The 15,427-nt window shown below is 58.3% G+C and carries 15 protein-coding genes, 1 tRNA gene and 2 pseudogenes; 10 read left to right on the top strand and 8 right to left on the bottom strand.

Annotated features, from left to right (window positions below):
* Window positions 1–17 precede the first annotated feature (17 nt).
* On the top strand, window positions 18–608 hold the full coding sequence (locus tag RJT48_RS18470) for a 2Fe-2S iron-sulfur cluster-binding protein (RefSeq protein WP_311173830.1): 591 nt from the start codon (window positions 18–20) through the stop codon (window positions 606–608).
* 86 nt (window positions 609–694) lie between these two features.
* A tRNA-Arg gene (locus RJT48_RS18465) sits at window positions 695–767 on the top strand.
* Between the two features lie 492 nt (window positions 768–1,259).
* Here RJT48_RS18465 and RJT48_RS18460 read toward each other — a convergent pair.
* Complete coding sequence (locus RJT48_RS18460; protein ID WP_311173829.1) at window positions 1,260–1,673, bottom strand: hypothetical protein; 414 nt, start codon at window positions 1,671–1,673, stop codon at window positions 1,260–1,262.
* 443 nt (window positions 1,674–2,116) lie between these two features.
* Here RJT48_RS18460 and RJT48_RS18455 point away from each other — a divergent pair, with 443 nt between their 5' ends.
* Complete coding sequence (locus RJT48_RS18455; protein WP_311173828.1) at window positions 2,117–2,527, top strand: hypothetical protein; 411 nt, start codon at window positions 2,117–2,119, stop codon at window positions 2,525–2,527.
* A gap of 176 nt (window positions 2,528–2,703) precedes the next feature.
* Here the strand turns inward: RJT48_RS18455 and RJT48_RS18450 are convergent, their stop codons facing one another.
* Window positions 2,704–3,042 (bottom strand): hypothetical protein, encoded by a 339-nt coding sequence (locus tag RJT48_RS18450; protein WP_311173827.1) that lies wholly within the window; start codon window positions 3,040–3,042, stop codon window positions 2,704–2,706.
* A 93-nt stretch (window positions 3,043–3,135) separates the two neighbouring features.
* Between RJT48_RS18450 and RJT48_RS18445 the strand changes: the two genes are divergently transcribed.
* Window positions 3,136–3,450 carry a hypothetical protein gene (locus RJT48_RS18445; RefSeq protein WP_017343654.1) on the top strand — a complete coding sequence of 105 codons (315 nt, stop codon included), beginning with the start codon at window positions 3,136–3,138 and terminating at the stop codon, window positions 3,448–3,450.
* Between the two features lie 514 nt (window positions 3,451–3,964).
* On the opposite strand, the pseudogene RJT48_RS18440 reads toward RJT48_RS18445, so the two are convergent.
* A pseudogene (locus tag RJT48_RS18440) lies at window positions 3,965–5,232 on the bottom strand (Cdc6/Cdc18 family protein).
* Between the two features lie 369 nt (window positions 5,233–5,601).
* Here RJT48_RS18440 and RJT48_RS18430 point away from each other — a divergent pair.
* Both RJT48_RS18430 and RJT48_RS18425 read left to right on the top strand, forming a co-directional pair.
* A complete protein-coding gene (locus RJT48_RS18430) occupies window positions 5,602–6,243 on the top strand; it encodes a hypothetical protein (RefSeq protein ID WP_311173824.1) in 642 nt (213 codons plus the stop codon).
* A 30-nt stretch (window positions 6,244–6,273) separates the two neighbouring features.
* Window positions 6,274–6,555: pseudogene (locus RJT48_RS18425) on the top strand (DUF4268 domain-containing protein); the annotation flags it as partial.
* Between the two features lie 100 nt (window positions 6,556–6,655).
* Here the strand turns inward: RJT48_RS18425 and RJT48_RS18420 are convergent.
* The gene (locus tag RJT48_RS18420; RefSeq protein WP_311173823.1) at window positions 6,656–7,708 is read right to left on the bottom strand and encodes a metallophosphoesterase family protein; all 1,053 of its coding nucleotides are present in this window, start codon (window positions 7,706–7,708) and stop codon (window positions 6,656–6,658) included.
* 555 nt (window positions 7,709–8,263) lie between these two features.
* Between RJT48_RS18420 and RJT48_RS18415 the strand changes: the two genes are divergently transcribed.
* Both RJT48_RS18415 and RJT48_RS18410 read left to right on the top strand, forming a co-directional pair.
* Entirely contained in the window at window positions 8,264–8,545 is a 282-nt protein-coding gene (locus RJT48_RS18415; protein ID WP_311173822.1) for a hypothetical protein, read from the top strand.
* A 2-nt stretch (window positions 8,546–8,547) separates the two neighbouring features.
* Window positions 8,548–9,663, top strand: coding sequence for a tyrosine-type recombinase/integrase (locus RJT48_RS18410; RefSeq protein WP_311173821.1), 1,116 nt, complete (start codon window positions 8,548–8,550; stop codon window positions 9,661–9,663).
* A 119-nt stretch (window positions 9,664–9,782) separates the two neighbouring features.
* On the opposite strand, the gene RJT48_RS18405 is transcribed toward RJT48_RS18410, so the two are convergent.
* The 4 genes from RJT48_RS18405 to RJT48_RS18390 all read right to left on the bottom strand — a co-directional run bounded on the left by RJT48_RS18405 (window position 9,783) and on the right by RJT48_RS18390 (window position 13,467).
* Window positions 9,783–10,133, bottom strand: a complete 351-nt coding sequence (locus RJT48_RS18405) for a type II toxin-antitoxin system PemK/MazF family toxin (RefSeq protein ID WP_311173820.1) — start codon at window positions 10,131–10,133, stop codon at window positions 9,783–9,785.
* A gap of 15 nt (window positions 10,134–10,148) precedes the next feature.
* Window positions 10,149–10,418, bottom strand: coding sequence for an AbrB/MazE/SpoVT family DNA-binding domain-containing protein (locus RJT48_RS18400; protein ID WP_311173819.1), 270 nt, complete (start codon window positions 10,416–10,418; stop codon window positions 10,149–10,151).
* Window positions 10,419–10,618: 200 nt separating this feature from the next.
* On the bottom strand, window positions 10,619–11,629 hold the full coding sequence (locus tag RJT48_RS18395) for a tyrosine-type recombinase/integrase (RefSeq protein ID WP_311173818.1): 1,011 nt from the start codon (window positions 11,627–11,629) through the stop codon (window positions 10,619–10,621).
* 257 nt (window positions 11,630–11,886) lie between these two features.
* On the bottom strand, window positions 11,887–13,467 hold the full coding sequence (locus RJT48_RS18390) for a long-chain-fatty-acid--CoA ligase (protein ID WP_311173817.1): 1,581 nt from the start codon (window positions 13,465–13,467) through the stop codon (window positions 11,887–11,889).
* Between the two features lie 297 nt (window positions 13,468–13,764).
* Between RJT48_RS18390 and RJT48_RS18385 the strand changes: the two genes are divergently transcribed.
* Both RJT48_RS18385 and RJT48_RS18380 read left to right on the top strand, forming a co-directional pair.
* Window positions 13,765–14,931, top strand: coding sequence for a thiolase C-terminal domain-containing protein (locus tag RJT48_RS18385; protein ID WP_311173816.1), 1,167 nt, complete (start codon window positions 13,765–13,767; stop codon window positions 14,929–14,931).
* Window positions 14,928–15,422, top strand: a complete 495-nt coding sequence (locus RJT48_RS18380; RefSeq protein WP_311173815.1) for a Zn-ribbon domain-containing OB-fold protein — start codon at window positions 14,928–14,930, stop codon at window positions 15,420–15,422. Before RJT48_RS18385 ends, RJT48_RS18380 begins: the two co-directional genes overlap by 4 nt.
* Window positions 15,423–15,427 lie beyond the last annotated feature (5 nt).

The following is a 15,427-nucleotide window of genomic DNA, read 5'->3' as shown; positions in this document are numbered from 1 at the left end:
GACTCCATAGCGCCGATATGGTCGAAATCAACTTCGCGGGGCTGGGTCTCGGGGTGATCCTGACGCTCCTCGCGGTGTCGCTTCACTACGCCCGTGGCACCGGGTGGAACCCCACCGGAGATATCTCACAGGAGGTGCTCGAAAAGCGGGCCAGCGCCGTCCCGGAGACGGACTTCCCGGAACCGATGAACCGATCCATCGGCGGCGGCGGCGCCGTCCCCGCGGGCGCCGTCGGCGGCGGTGAAGAGGGCGCAGAACTCGAAGAAGGCGAGGACAGCGACGAGGGGAGTCCCGCCGACATCCCCGAAGACGAGATCGAGTACTTCGAGGTCGAGTTCGCAAAGCAGGGCGAGACGATCGAACTCGCGAACAACGAGACTATCCTCGAACAGGGCGAAGAGGAGGGCTGGGACCTCCCCTATGCCTGCCGACAGGGCCAGTGTGTCTCCTGTGCCGGACAGATCACCTCCGGCGGCAACTCCGAGGACTACGTCGTCCACGACAATCAGCAGATGCTCGACGACGGCGAACTCGACGAGGGCTACACGCTCACCTGCGTCGCCTACCCCCGCTCGGACTTCACCATCGAGACGGGCGAGGCGCCCTGAGACGGCCGATTGTCGTTCAGGGCTCGATTTTCTCTCGCTCCCGCGTTCACAACCGTTTTATCGTCGGCCAGTCTACCCGTTTTCGAGGGCCCGTAGCTCAGTGGACAGAGTCCCTGGTTCCGGACCAGGATGTCGCGGGTTCAAATCCCGTCGGGTCCGCTGATTCTGTTCGGAACGAAGTGGAGAACGAATCAGCGACAGCCGCGGGATTTGAATCAGGGAGCGAACAGAGTGAGCGACCGTGGTTCCAAATCCCGTCGGGTCCGTTCGGTTTCTGAACGGAGCAAAGTCAACAGACGGCGTTGACCCATTTATAAGCGACGCGCTCGTCGCGGATGTGAGTCCGTTCGACGAACGAACGCGGGTCGACGCTATCGTGCGATTCACCAGGATATAAATTACGGTGAGACTACATAATCTTTCGGTTTAAGGATTTATATTGAAATATGAACGTGTGTGATGATTCTATCCATACTGGAGTCGTGGTGACGGTGTAAAATTAAGTCACAACGATTCGGTTGACCCTGAGGAACTCCCTCACGCAGAGAGTAGTACTTTACAGAAGGGTGTTGCGAATTCACTATCTGGGAACTCTGAGAACGACTCCTCAGAGAACCAAGGGTAACGTTTCGTAATGATGTATCTGGCTTTTTAGGTGATCTCGGTATATCCCTGAGGATCAAACTGCTTGGCATCTGAGGCTGAAGCCATCGATGGGAATTCATCTTGAAGGACAGAGTACATATAGTGATTCATTCTCATCTGTTTCACGAACCCTGCATAGAGATCTGTCCGATCTGGATCTGCTCTAACTCGTTGATATTCTTCATATAACGACTTACAGAATGGACAGTGGTTTGCATTCAGCTCGTTGTTTTTGACCATTGTCTCCAGAGCTGAAACATAGTGATCGGGATCTTCCCAAGTATTGACTGTGTGTTGGCTATCTTGGTATTGCTGGATTCGTCGTGGAATATTCTGGAACGCTGCACCAGGGATATCCTGGGCGAAACGCCGCTCGATGATGAAATCACCGACACCATCAACGTCGGTGTGCTTTGCCATCACTAACCCGTAGTTGTAATTTACTTCTCCACTCCATGCAAATTGTCGGGGGTTCTCGAGTTCTCACCGAGAACAACTTCAGCAAAGGGCTCTTGCCCGGGGTACGAGCGAGCGAACTCGCTTTTGCGTACTTCAACGGGTATCCCGCCCGTCTTTGTGAACGTAAACTCTGATTCCGCCGTTGTTCCTCCTATCGAAGCAGAGCCAACAAGAGGGACGGTTAGTGCCAGACCGCTAAAACCGAGTAACGGGCGCCGTTTCATATGTCACGCTTTGTGGCAGGTGGCAAAAAACGCTGGAAATCTCAAGGCCCTGTTTTAGAGACATCTCCGTTCGACGGACGGCTTGTCTATATATAGCACTCTTAGTGAGGTTTAACAAACGACGGATTGTATCTGCTTCGTTGAATGCCCTCCCTGAATCGGCGTGGATTTCTTGCGGGTTTGAGCGCTGCCCTGCTCGCCGCCAGCGGCTGTACTACACTGAATTCGAGTGGGAGAGAGTCCGACCCCCATTGGGTGAAAGTGTATCTCGGCGACCGCGACGAGACGCACAACGTTACTATCACGATTACAGACCAGAATGGAACGACGGTCTTCGAGAACGAATATGCGCTCTCGGAGAGCAACGAAGCGAACGAGAACGCAACGTTTCCAGCATCGACCGATCCCGAAACCATTGTCATAACTGTTGATGGAACTCGATTTGAGCGTGACTGGCCGGGCTTCGAGCAGTCAGAACTCCCGTGTGATGACGCGAATGAGGCAGGTATCGAGGTGTATATTGAGAACGCTCAAGACGGGACACCAGAGATTCGACTCGAAGCAGACTGTCAGTCTATCACAGCAGAGTAACACCACTTCCAGCCGCTACGTTTGACCCCTGTACTGAGCGATCAGTGAGTTTCCTGTATGGACCGGGGCCGCGTCTGACGGTATCACCTGCTGAGAATCTCAACAGATCCTTGAATTTCGTAGTGGACTGACCAGCGTGCCCCTCAGGATACTTGGCGAATCCTCGTGGACAACTGCTACTCGCCGACGCTGTTGAGCGCGCTGTTTAGCTCAAAGAGCTCTCGGACGACGTTACTGTCCGCGACCCGGTACCGACGCGGTGACGTGTTCGGAACTTCCTCGATGAGTTCGACCTGAATCAAGAGGTCGGTGTAGTTGCCAACGGTCTGGCGCGTGACGCCAGCGTGTTCTGCGAGTTCGGTCTTGTTGAACTCGCGGTTCGGCGGGAGATCGAGCAGCGCGTCTACGAGAATCGGGATCGCATCGTGCTGCGTGAGGTACAGCCACCCGCTCGGGTGCTCCTTCCGGAGCTCCTTCTTTGCTCCGCGGTCGTCCGCCTGTTCCATACTACTCATACACAGAGATACCATCTGTGTGTGTATAAGTGTTTCCACTACCGTTAACCGTCATTAACAGACTTTATGTAAGAGTAGATTCATCCCTCCGCTATGGAGAAGCCGTCGGTGAAATGTGCCCTCTTGGCGACGATGATAGCGAAACACAAGTGGGGCACACCGATCACGGAGGAGGCACTCCTCAATCTCTCAGCGATCGACGGCGACTATCCTACTGCGCGAGATGTCTACGCCGACCTTCGCCGCGAACCCTACATCACCTACCGCGGAAACCGCGGTATCGAACTCAACAAGAGCCGCTTCGACAAACTCGCCGATGTCCTCTACCACGAGTGTGGCTGGGAAGCGTGGGAGATCGATAGTCGCCTGAAACACTACGAGGGTATCGAGGAGCACGATTGGAAGTGAGTTCTCCATACAGAACGAGCCAACTCCCGCTGAGCCGGGGAGGCCAGACGCGAGATGTCCGCCCTGTATCTCGCACGGATGGTACAGACTACTAAGTAACTTGTTAGAAATGCCGGTTTTGAAGCGGCCGAATTCGACCGCCTCACGCCTGAAAGGTCGATTCGTTCGACAGTCGAATCAGCGCCCGTCGGGTCCGTCAGATTTTCTGGCAGGGCGAATTCAACGGACTGCGGACGGGTATATATATAAATCAACCCCTATATTATGGGTCGTGTTTAGTTAATACCGTGAGTAATTATTTTGGGTAGGGCCTGATTCGTGAGGTTTCGAATAGTCTCACACGTCTGCGTTCCGTTCGGAGTTTGACGTTGGTAAGTTACTAACCGTAACCAGAAACCCAGTTTTCCTGGTAATTATCGACGTTGCAGCTCTTCTACGTTGAATATTACTCTAGTGCTTAACTAAACACGACCCTCGTTCGAAGCTTGAGCCGTTATAGTCGAGTTGACGCTAATTATTTATCCGTCTTACTACTCTGTTCTCGGAGGACTGTTGCCACATCTCCAAGACGCTCGGATTCCTTTGGGAGATTTTCGAGTACTGTATCAAGATCGACTGCGAGCGAGTACTGGTTCTCGTCGCCTCGGCCTCTACCCTGCCGCTTGTTGAGCACGTTCGTATCAGCGAGGTCGTTGAGACGGTCACGGAACCGACGATTCGAGAGGACGTTCACATCCACATACTCGCAGAAATTTTTGTATTGGGTATAGATGGGTGTCGTTGTCGCCGGAATGTCGTCGTGTATCTGATGATACGTGACTGCCATCAGCGCGAGCATCCGCTGGTTCGGGAGCGTCTGGATTCCCGATTCGATGGCCTTCGTTTCAAGGAAGTCCCGCGCTTCGCGTACGTGCTCTTCAGTGACCGTTGTTTCTCCCCTATCGTCGGCGAATCGAGTCGCACGGAACAGTAGCCGGATGGCTTCGCGGGCATCGCCTGTGTCCTGTGCGCCCAACGCAGCGGCGAGCGGGATCGTGTCGTCACTCAGGATCTCGCTTCGGAGATGCTGGTAGTCTTCGACATCGTCCGCAAAGTAGGTGTCACGGAGAGCACCGACAGCGCGTCGTGCGAGTATATCGCGGAGTTGATTGGCGTCGTACGGCTCAAATCGGACTTCATCCTCGCCGAGACTCGACCGGACATCGACATCAAGATTCTCCCGGAATTGGAGGTCGTTCGTAATTCCGATCAACGAGAGACGGACGCCGTCCGGATTCGATCGCGGAAGTTCATAGAGGATGTAGTCGTCGTTGCCGATGGCGTCGATCTCGTCAAGGACGACAATAACCGTCCCATCGACCTTCTCCAGGTTTTCGATCACCATATTGAGAAGGGTCTTCCGCTGGTGACCGCTCGGGAGCTCCTCACCGGGGCCAAGCCGCGTCTCACGGAGTCGCTTGACGAGGTGTGTCAGACGTGATATGAGCCGTCCATACCCTTACAGCGGATGTGAACGACGGTGAGGTCCATATCCGAGTCGTTGGCGTACTCCTGCAGTTGGTTTGTCTTGAGACGAATCCCGACTGTCTTCCCCTGACCGGATTGACCATACACGATCAGATTGAGAGGTGTCGACCCCATCGTCGCCGGGCGGAGAGCGGAGTGGATCTGGTCAAGTTCGACCTCGCGTTCCGGCAGCGACTCGGGCTGGTACGTTTGCTCGTTCGGATTGAGGATGTCCATATCCTCAAAGATCGTGTCTTCGTCGCCGAACGCCTTCATACCCTCTCGATTTTACGTGTTTATATATAAAGCCCCTGCGTCCTACATATCTTCTTGTCTAATAGACGGGGTAGCGTCCAGAAATTCGTCGTTGGCTTCTTTGAGGCAATATCATACGTTGGCTGGAGGATGGGGACGGAGGGGGGTGCGTCCAGCATCCTATGGAGGTAGCGGATGTGAATTGAAGTCCGTAACAACGAGGGACAGAGAGCTCAGAATCGTCGCGACGGATGGAACGGTGATCGTATTCGTTGTCTGTAGGTCAATCGCCCCGGGGAGGGGGGTGCGTCCGGCAACGATCCTCAACGACTACGCTCAGGGAACCAACAGTCCACGACGTTTTATCTAAACTCCCCGGAAAGCGTGTCTATGGACTGGAACGTTTCGCGAATCCGAGAGCATAACCTCCGTTCGGTGTGGGAAAACGAGGAGCGGGACTTCACGAGGTGGTTGACGGAGAACATCGACCTGTTAGCGTCGGAGTTGGGGATAGAGATCGAGGATGCACGGGCAGAGGAAGCCGTTGGCGACTTCTCAGCTGATATCGTTGCACGGGAGATGAACACGGGTGAGACCGTCGTTATCGAGAATCAATACGATAAGACGGACCACGATCACCTGGGTAAACTCCTGACGTACTCGTCCGGGAAGAATGCCGGATTCACGATGTGGCTTGCTGAGGAGTTCCGACCGGAGCACCGGAGCGTGCTCGAATGGTTGAACGAAACCGGACCGAAAGGTGCGAAGTTCTTCGCGATTAAACCCCGCGTCGTGAGTATCGAGGGATCCGAGGAGCGTGGTTTCGAGTTCGAAGTCGTCGTTGAGCCCAACGAATGGGAACGAGAGGTTAGTGACGAATCTCTTACCGACTCCGAACAAAGCTACCGACAGTTCTTCGCCGAGATGGTCGACGCATACTCCCGGAGGCGTCCAAACTGGTACAAACTCAAGCCCGGGCCTCGAAACTATCTGACGTTCAGTGCTGGAATTTCAGGGGTTAGATTCGGGTGAGTATTCCATCAGGGGCCGGAGTTTTCCGTCGAACTCTATATTTCAACGTCGAATAAGGAACGCAACGAGGAGATATTTGAGGCATTGAAACGAGAACAGACGCAGATTGAGGAGAATTTGGGCGTTGAGTTGGAGTGGGAGCGTTTGCCTCAGAAGCAGGCCTGCCGAATCAAGCGGCCGGAAGATATCGACGGGACGATCACCGAACTAACAGCCGACCAGCGAGAGTACCTGGTCGAATGGGGAGTGGATGCTATGGACGAGTTTCAAGAAGAGTTCGAACCGCGTCTTTCTGCGCTTGGATCCAACTGACTGCTGAACGGTTTCATCGGTGCAGTAGGCTCACTACGTGGATGCCCCATATCCCAGCCGTCTTGCCGGACGCACCCCCCTCCCCCAGTTCTATTTTGGATTACGCCAGACCCTGCCGCTCGATTTGAACCTCTCCGTTCACAATCGTCACCAACCACGTCGAGGGATCGTTCTCCTGCGTCGACTTGCTGATTTCCGCGGTTGGGCCTGTAACGAGTAGGGGGGTCTCGTAGCCCACTATCGATCCACGACTCCCCACGTGCAGATGCCCCGAGACGATCAAGTCTAACCATTCATCAGCGGAGTCGAGGAACTTCCGGAGGTCCAAGTGATTTGGATCGTTTCGATGGATCGGGGATCCGTTCTCGTTGACCGCCGGGTACGGCGTATCGTGTAGAACGAGGACCGATCCGGACACCTCCTCGTCGGCGACATTCTCCGGCGGCGGGCTTGAGAACTCTCCAGCCCCGTAATCGAGTCCCGAAATCCGTACGTCGCCATCCCCGAGTACTACAGTCTCACCACCAAGATGGACTCCAGGACCTCGGCGTAACGTCCTGTTACCTGCCTCATTGTCGTGGTTCCCGTGGATGAAATATACCGGGATCCCCGCGTCGTGGGTTCGTCGGATCTCTTTGCGAACGTGATCTCTATCTTCAGGGGTTATCCCGTGGTCAAACACGTCGCCAGCGTGGACGACAGCGGCGACATCAACATCTCGGGCACGGGTAAGGCACTGGCTCAACGTCTGTCTGTTGTCGATCTCCCCGGCCCACGGCGGTTTCGTGCCTGAAGGCCGATGTCGGTACCCGACGTGCGTATCGCCGATGATGAGGAGTCGTAACGGGTCTGAAGGGCCTGTAACCCGCTCAATAGCAAAATCCGCGTTGCTGTGGATGCGTAATTCGGGACCCGAGGCGTCGATATATCTCTTGGCTCGCCCGCCCGTGATCGCATACGTGGTACCAACATCCCAATCAGCCGTAACACCGTGCTTCGTCCAGATTACGAGCTGTAACTCCACTCCCTCGGCGTCTGTTGCAATGAGTTCAACATCCCGGGGAGATACCGGATCAGTATCGATGTAACGGATCGTTACCTCCAACGGCCCCGCCACGGACTGGTTATGTCGAAGGCCCTCACTGGTTTCCACAGGGTATGCCACTCCGAATGTCGTGTTAGTTCTGCTGATCGTATCGATCTGTCGAAACCCGAAGGAAGATCCGAGTAGATCAGCAGTCGTATTGAATATCGAGATCCAACAGATACGCTAGTAACAGCTTGTTACGTCGCATCCTCACTATCCATCTGGGTTCACTATCATTCTGATACCGGTGCAGAATCCGGCTGTTACGCTATTTGACTGGATAACTGAGCAACTTCACGCGGAGATGTCGCGCAAGGACAGATCACACACAGAACCTCCGCGGATTGGGGGAACTATCGCGATAGGTCGAAGTCCCTGTATCGATTTTGGGCCCAATATCACTGTGCTGTGTAGCGATTCGATATAATAGGCCACTCCTGAACGTGAATTGGAGAATCACTTGACACGCATTCACTAGAGTTGGTAACTGAATCCAAATCTATCACCAGAGCTGGTCGATTGATTTCTATATCGATCAGATCGAGTCCGGTTAGTATCCTCAGTTCCAGAAAGTTGGTGGATATCAAGCCACCAACCCCAATTTTCGCCCAGCCTATATGTGTGACTCCAGCCAGAACTCGTGACGTGAGAACTCCCACAGAATCGGTCGCAGCTCGTATCGATACGACCTCGAAGGACAGGCTCACGCTTGCCGCCGAGGAGTGTAATGTCACGGTATCAGCGTACCTTGAGACGGTCATCGAAGAGCACATTGACCGGAATCCCCGCGACCTTCGAGCACTCGAATCGTCCGCTCTCCAGGGCCCGAATAAGTCGGACCACGGTACAACCGAAGACCCACCGGATGAGTTCATCGATGAAATGCTCAACGGGTTGGAATAATCGTGTCTAACGACGTTCCAACCGTAGCGGATCCCGACAGTCTGGAGGCGCGCTTAGAGGCGGTGCTTGCCCAGAGGACCGAATCTCTCGAACCGGCTTCTCCGGACCGGGCGTTGGAACTCTACCTCGATGACAAGGCCCGCGACTGCCAACAGGCGACCGTCGACGCCCACCGCTCTCGGATCGGCTTCTTCGTGGACTGGTGTGTGGACCAAGACATCGATAGCCTCGATCAACTCTCTGCGCGCGACCTACACGAGTTCCGTGTATGGCGACGGGAAGACCTGAACGCCGTCAGTGAGAAGACGCAGATGGACTCGCTTCGGGTTTTCATCGGGTGGTGTGAGACGATCGACGCCGTCCAGTCGGATCTGTATCGCAAGGTGGAATCGCCAAACTTGGACGACGGTGAGAACGCGCGGGATACGGTCCTCAGCGCGGATCGGGCGCAGGAAGTGCTTGCATACCTCGAACGCTACGAGTACGCCACGACGGAGCACGTCTGTTGGGTGGTCCTGACGGAGACGGGTGTACGCCTCGGCGGAGCGCGTGCACTCGACGTCAAGGACTATCAGGCAGATGCGGAGACGCCCCACCTCGAAATTCATCACCGACCGGAGTCGGAGACACCGATCAAGAACAAGGAGCCGGGAGAGCGTCGGGTCGCGATCAGCAAAGCAGCGTGTGATGTGATCGACGACTATCTCGATCAACGGCGGCCGGATGTCGTCGATGACTACGGTCGAAAGCCACTCTTGGCGACGCAGCGGGGCCGCGTCGGGACCTCAACCATCCGTGCCTACGTCTACCGGTGGTCGCGGCCGTGTATGATCGGACGGGAGTGTCCACACGACCGTGACCCGAACGACTGCGAGGCAGCAAACGATGAAGCTCGGGCTGCCCGATGCCCGTCGAGCGTGACGCCCCATCCGATCCGCCGGGGATACATCACGCAGTTGCTCCGGGCCGGTGTTCCGGTCGAGATTGTTAGTGATCGGTGTAACGTCTCGCCGGCCATCATCGACCAGCACTACGACGTTCGATCGAAGGAGGACAAGATGCAGCAGCGTCAAGAGGTGCTTTGCGACATCGAGGGCGGTGGTTCGTCGTACACCTGAGTATCGAGCGTCTGTTATCGGAATGGGTACATCTATTAGAACAGTATAGAACCACTCACACACTCATACCAGTGAGTAGTATCGCTTAGTACAGACTAGACACTGCCGGAACTTTTCGCTCAAATGCCGAGGCTATCTTTGATTGCCGAGTCGATTTTTACCATGTCTGATGACGGGACAGATCCAATGTTCTTTGTTACACGTTCGTCGATGTCGACAACCCGGATTTGACTTAGATCTGCCACTGAATCGTGATCGAGGGCAGTATCCGAAGCCAGTACTTCTACCTCGAACGGGTACGTGTCTCCAGACGTGTATTGCTTTGTGAATGGAGCGATGATGGTTGTCGGTGAGTACTGATTCCCAACATCGTTCTGGATGACAACACAGGGCCGGCTCTTTCCTTGCTGCTCACTGCCTTTCGTAGGATTCAGTTCAACGATGACAATGTCGCCGCGGCGTACCTGCACAATTGACTCCAGAAATCACTCGCTCCAACCGGGCGCGTCACCGAGATGCCCGGTTGCTTCTGAGGATGCTTCTTCCATTTCTTCAGCCAACTCACGAGACCGCTCGGCTCTCTTTCGATATCCTTCAGCAAGCCGTTCCTCATCTGTCGGCGGTTTGAGTATGATCTCGTCATTCACTTCGACGAATTCAACTTCGTCACCGCCTTCGATGCCACGACGGTCCCGCAGTTCCTTCGGAATCGTCACCTGCCCCCGATCTCCGACTTTCCGTTTGTATTCAGGCATATCTATTCATACTTTTTTCATACTGGTATAGGTGTCGGTGGCATAGTCATTCAATTCGCAGGTGCTGTCTAGTGGATGATTCGCTCGTGAATCTGGGAAAATAACATCTTGCGAAGTGTTCTACGACACCTACGGACCTATATTATAACTCGTACCCTGGGAAAAGAAGTTAGCAAGCCGACTCTACAAGCAAGTAGTTGCTAAACTTTGTCCAGATGTCCCCTCCGTTGTTCCATCTTCTCCTTGTCCGATCGCTGGTCGTAGTGCTGATCGATGACATCCTTCGTTACGTTTGCCCGATCGCTGACCGCCGTCTCGGGCACGTCACTCTGTAGGAAGTGTGTGATCGCCCCACGACGGAACGGATGGGGGCTGACGCTTGATGGGCACTCCGAGGGAGAATCCAATCCTGCGGCCTCGCAGTCGCTTTCATTACGGTCGTGTGGGCATTCCTGTCCGTACTTACACGGTCGAGTTATCTGATAGCAGTAGTTCCGTATCGTAGTCCTGCCAACCCGCCCGTGAGTCGTCGAGAGAAGTGGCTGCCGGCCGTAGTCGTCGGTCACCTCGGGGCGCTTCTCACGGACCCAGTCGTCAAGCACGAGGCAGACATCGTTTGAGACGGCGATGATGCGCTCTCCCTGGCGCTTGTTTTTGAGCGGCGTGTCGGTGTCGGGCTGGTGCCGAAGCGTCAGCGATTGCTCCTCCGGGTCGTAGTCTTCGAGATCAAGCGCCCGGATGGATCCCATCCGCAGCATCGTATGCCAGAGGAGCGTCGCGGTCACGTGCCGGAGCGAGGCGTACTCGTACCGCCTGAGGTACGTCAGCATCGCTTCGGCCTCGTCGGCGTCAAGCATCACGTCGCGGCTGTTCTCTTCGGGTGTGACATCCGGAGAGCGGACCTTCTTGTGGAGGTCCTGCTCCACGGCGTCGATGGACTCCAGCGACTTGACGAAGACGCGGAGCGTATCCATCTGCGTCTTCTCGCTCACCTTCGTGAGGTCGCCGGCGTTCCGTCGCCAGAGTCTGAACTCCTGGAGCCTCCGGCCGGTCAGATTGTTCAGGTTCTCTATGTCGCGTTCCTCACACCACTCAAGCAGGAACCCTAACCGCGATCTGTGAGCGGCCAGCGTCGCGTCCGCGACCGATGTTTCTTTCTCTGCGATGTACAGCTCGAAGGCCGTGTCGGGGTCGATCGGTTCGAGTTTCATAGTTCGATCTCGAACCGCCCGAAGGCACAGCCGTTGGACACCCGCGCGCTGAATCACCAATTATTCAGCGCCGCCGAGTGTACCCCGTCGGGTCCGTTCTGTTCCTGAACGGAGCAAAGTCAACGGACGGCGTAGACCCATTTACCAGCGACGCGCTCGTCGTAGGTGTGAGTCCGCTCGTCGAACGAACGCGCGTCGACGGCGTATCATACTCCCGACCGATCGAGGTCGCCGAGGACTACCCCTGAAGGACGGAGTCACTCGACGGCGTCGCCGTGAGATTCCCGAAGTTCGACCTTGCGGATCTTGCCCGTGGAGGTCTCGGGGAGGTCGTCGACGAACTCGACGACGGTCGGGCACTTGAAGTGCGCGAGGTTGTCGCGGGCGAATTCGATGACACCCTCCTCGGTGAGGTCGGCGCCGGCAGCGGGCACGACGATCGCCTTGGGCGTCTCGCCCCACTTCTCGTGGGGGACGCCGATCACGGCGACGCGCTCGATGTCGGGGTGGTCGTAGAGAGCGTCCTCGACCTCGACGCTGGAGATGTTCTCGCCGCCGCTGATGATGACGTCCTTCTTGCGGTCCTTGATCGCGACCATCTCGCGTTCGTCGATCGTGGCGAAGTCGCCGGTGTGGAACCACCCGTCGACCCGGCCGGAGAAGGCCTCGCGGGTCCGCTCGGGCTTGTTCCAGTACCGATCCATCACCTGGTTGCCGCGGACGATAATCTCGCCCATCGTCTCGTCGTCGCGAGGGACGTCCGCGCCGTCCTCGTCGACGACGCGCAGTTCGGTCCCGAGCATCGCGTGGCCCTGGCGGGTCTTGATCGCGAAGCGGCCCTCGCTTTCGATCCGGCGCGGCGAGTTGCTCGTCGTGATCAGCGGGCCGGTCTCGGTCAGCCCGTAGACGTGCAAGATGTTCCAGCCGAGTTCGTCCTCGACGGTGCGGATGGTGGCCTCCGGCGGCGGGCTGGCCGCGGTCGCGATCCTGACCGGCTTGTCACCGGTCGCCGCGACGTCGTGGGCCTGGTAGTGGTCGACCATCCGATCGAGGACCGTCGGCGCGCCACAGAGGTAGGTCACGTCGTGAGCGTGGATGCGCTCGAAGGCGCCCGCGGCGTCGAAGTGGCGCTGGCAGACGTGCGTCCCGCCGACGCCGGTGATGATATAGGGATAGCCCCACCCGTTGACGTGGAACATCGGGAGCGTCCAGAGGTAGGCGTCGTCGTCTATGATCTCGGTGTGGTGGGTGGTGATCAGCGCGTGCCAGTGTTCCGTGCGGTGGGTCCGGACCACGCCCTTCGGGTCGCCGGTCGTCCCGCTCGTGTAGTTGATCGTCGCGGGGTCGTCCTCGTCGATGTCGGGGCGCTCGACCTCGCCGGGGTCTGCCTCCGCAAGGAGCGACTCGTAATCGTGCCAGTCACCGTCGACGCGGTCTGCCGGATTGGCGACGAACGCCGTGGCGGGGACCCGGTCGCGGATCGCCTCGACCTTCTCGGCGTACTCGTGGTCGGCGACGACCGCCTGGGCCCCGCAGTCGTCGAGGATGTACTCGTAGTCCTCGGTGATGAGCCGGTAGTTGAGCGGGACCGAGATGGCCCCGAGGACGTTGATCGCGTATAGCGTCTCCAGAAACCAGTGTGTGTTCGGTGAGAGCAGCGCGACGCGGTCGCCCTTCTCGATGCCGAGATCCGAAAGCGCCGCCGCCGCGCGGTCGACCCGCTCGCCGAACTCGGCGTAGGTGTACTCGGTGCCGTCGTGGGCGATCACGCCGACGGCGTCGCCGTAGACGTCGACTCCCCTGTCGAGGAAATCGAGCGTCGTCATCGGTCGATGCATACTATCCCAAGGGGTAACGGTGAAACGTAAAGTTCTTTCTCACCGACGGAGTCGAACGTGTGAGCGTCGCCCAGATCCGGCGGGACGTGCGATCGTCGCCCAGCAGGACCCGGCGGGACGTGCGATCGTCGCCCAGCAGGACCCGGCGAGACGTGTGACCGTCGCCCAGCAGGACCCGGCGAGACGTGTGACCGTCGCCCAGATCCGGCGAGTTCCGGTCCCGTCCGGGCCCGGGTGCGGGCGGGGCCAGGCTCCGCGACCAAACAATTAAGCCCACCAGTTGGCGATCCATAGAGGATGTCCACAGCGCACCTTATCGCGGTCGGGTCCTCGCCGCTGGGCAAGACAGACCTGCCCGGCCGCGACCTGTTCTCGAGCGCACTGGCCGAGGCGTTCGAGGAGTTGCCCGATCCGGCCGACGTCGTCGACGGGCTGTACGTCGGCGCCCAGTCCGAACGGTACGAGAATCAGATTATGCAGGGAACACTCATGGCCGAGTGGGCCGGCCTGCGGAACGTCCCCGCAGAGCGTGTCGAGGCGTGTGCGGCCGCTGGCGCGCTCGCGCTCAAGAACGCCGTCCGGGACGTCCGGGCGGGCGTCCACGACGCAGTACTGGCCTGTGGCGTCGAGAAGATGACCGCCGGCGGGACCGAGGGCGCCACGAACGCGCTCGGTGCCGCCTTCGAGCGGGCCCTCGAACAGCGGTCCGGGATCACCGCGCCCGCCACGTACGCCCTGCTCGCGCGGCGATACCTCCACGAGACCGACGCGACGGAACGGGATCTGGGCCGGATCGCCGTGAAGAACCACCGGAACGCGGCGGAAAACCCACGGGCGATGTTCCAGGAGGCGGTCGACATCGAGACCGTTATGGACGCTCCCGAGGTCGCTCCCCCGCTGAAACTGTACGACTGTGCGCCGGTCACCGACGGTGCCGCGGCCGTCGTCGTCGCGAACGACGAGGTGGCGGCCGATCTACAGCGCCGCTCCGACGCGATCCGCGTGGCCGGCGTCGGCTCGGCGGCCAACAACCTCGCCGTCGCGGAGCGCGACCTGACGTTCGTCGAGGGGGCGAACGTCGCTGCCTCGACCGCCTACGAGGACGCCGGCGTGGGCGCCGCGGATATCGACGTCGCGGAAGTTCACGACGCCTTCACTGTCTGTGAGGCACTGCTGGCCGAGGCCGCCGAGTTCGCCCCCAAGGGTCGCGGCATCGAGACTGTCGAAGATCCCGGGGACCGGTCGGCGGGCTGGACTGACGTCCAGATCAACACCAGCGGCGGCCTGAAGGCCCGCGGGCACCCGATCGGAGCGACCGGGCTGTTGCAGGCGGTCGAAGCCTACGAACAGCTCACCGGACGGGCCGGTGACCGGCAGGTGGCCGACGCCGACACCGCGTTGCTCATCAACGAAGGTGGCGTCGCGGACGCCCATACCGTGGCCACCGTTCTGACCGCAGAATGACCGACGAGAGTGATTCACCGATGACAGACACCGATTCCACGACGACGGGACCGCTCGGACCGGACGACATCACCGCCGATTCGCCGTTCACGCTCCCCGGCTTCTTCGACGCGTTGGCCGAAGGCCGGCTGGTAGCCGCCCGCTGTACGGAGTGTGAGACGCAGATGCTGCCCCCCCGCCCCGCCTGTTACGGCTGCGGCAGTCGGGCAGTCACCCTCTCGGAACAGCCCCGGACCGGTGAGGTGGTCTCGTACACCGCGGTCAACCGACCCCCCTCAGCGTTCGAGCACCTGGCGCCGATCACCGTCGCGGTGGTCGAACTCGACTCCTCTGCTCGGCTGACAGGTCGCGTCGACGCGTCCCTCGAGGAGGTCGCCATCGGCGACCGCGTCGAACTCCGAGTCTGCGATCCCGAGTCGGTCGACATCGATCCGGACTTCGACCTGTCGTACGAGGAGGAGTGGCCGATCCACGTCTTCGATCTGCTGTGAGCGGG

This window comes from Halobellus ordinarius, from assembly GCF_031823395.1.
GTDB lineage: Archaea > Halobacteriota > Halobacteria > Halobacteriales > Haloferacaceae > Haloquadratum > Haloquadratum ordinarius.
The sequence above is the reverse complement of the archived record's forward strand: the minus strand, read 5'-3'. Positions and strand labels throughout refer to the sequence as shown.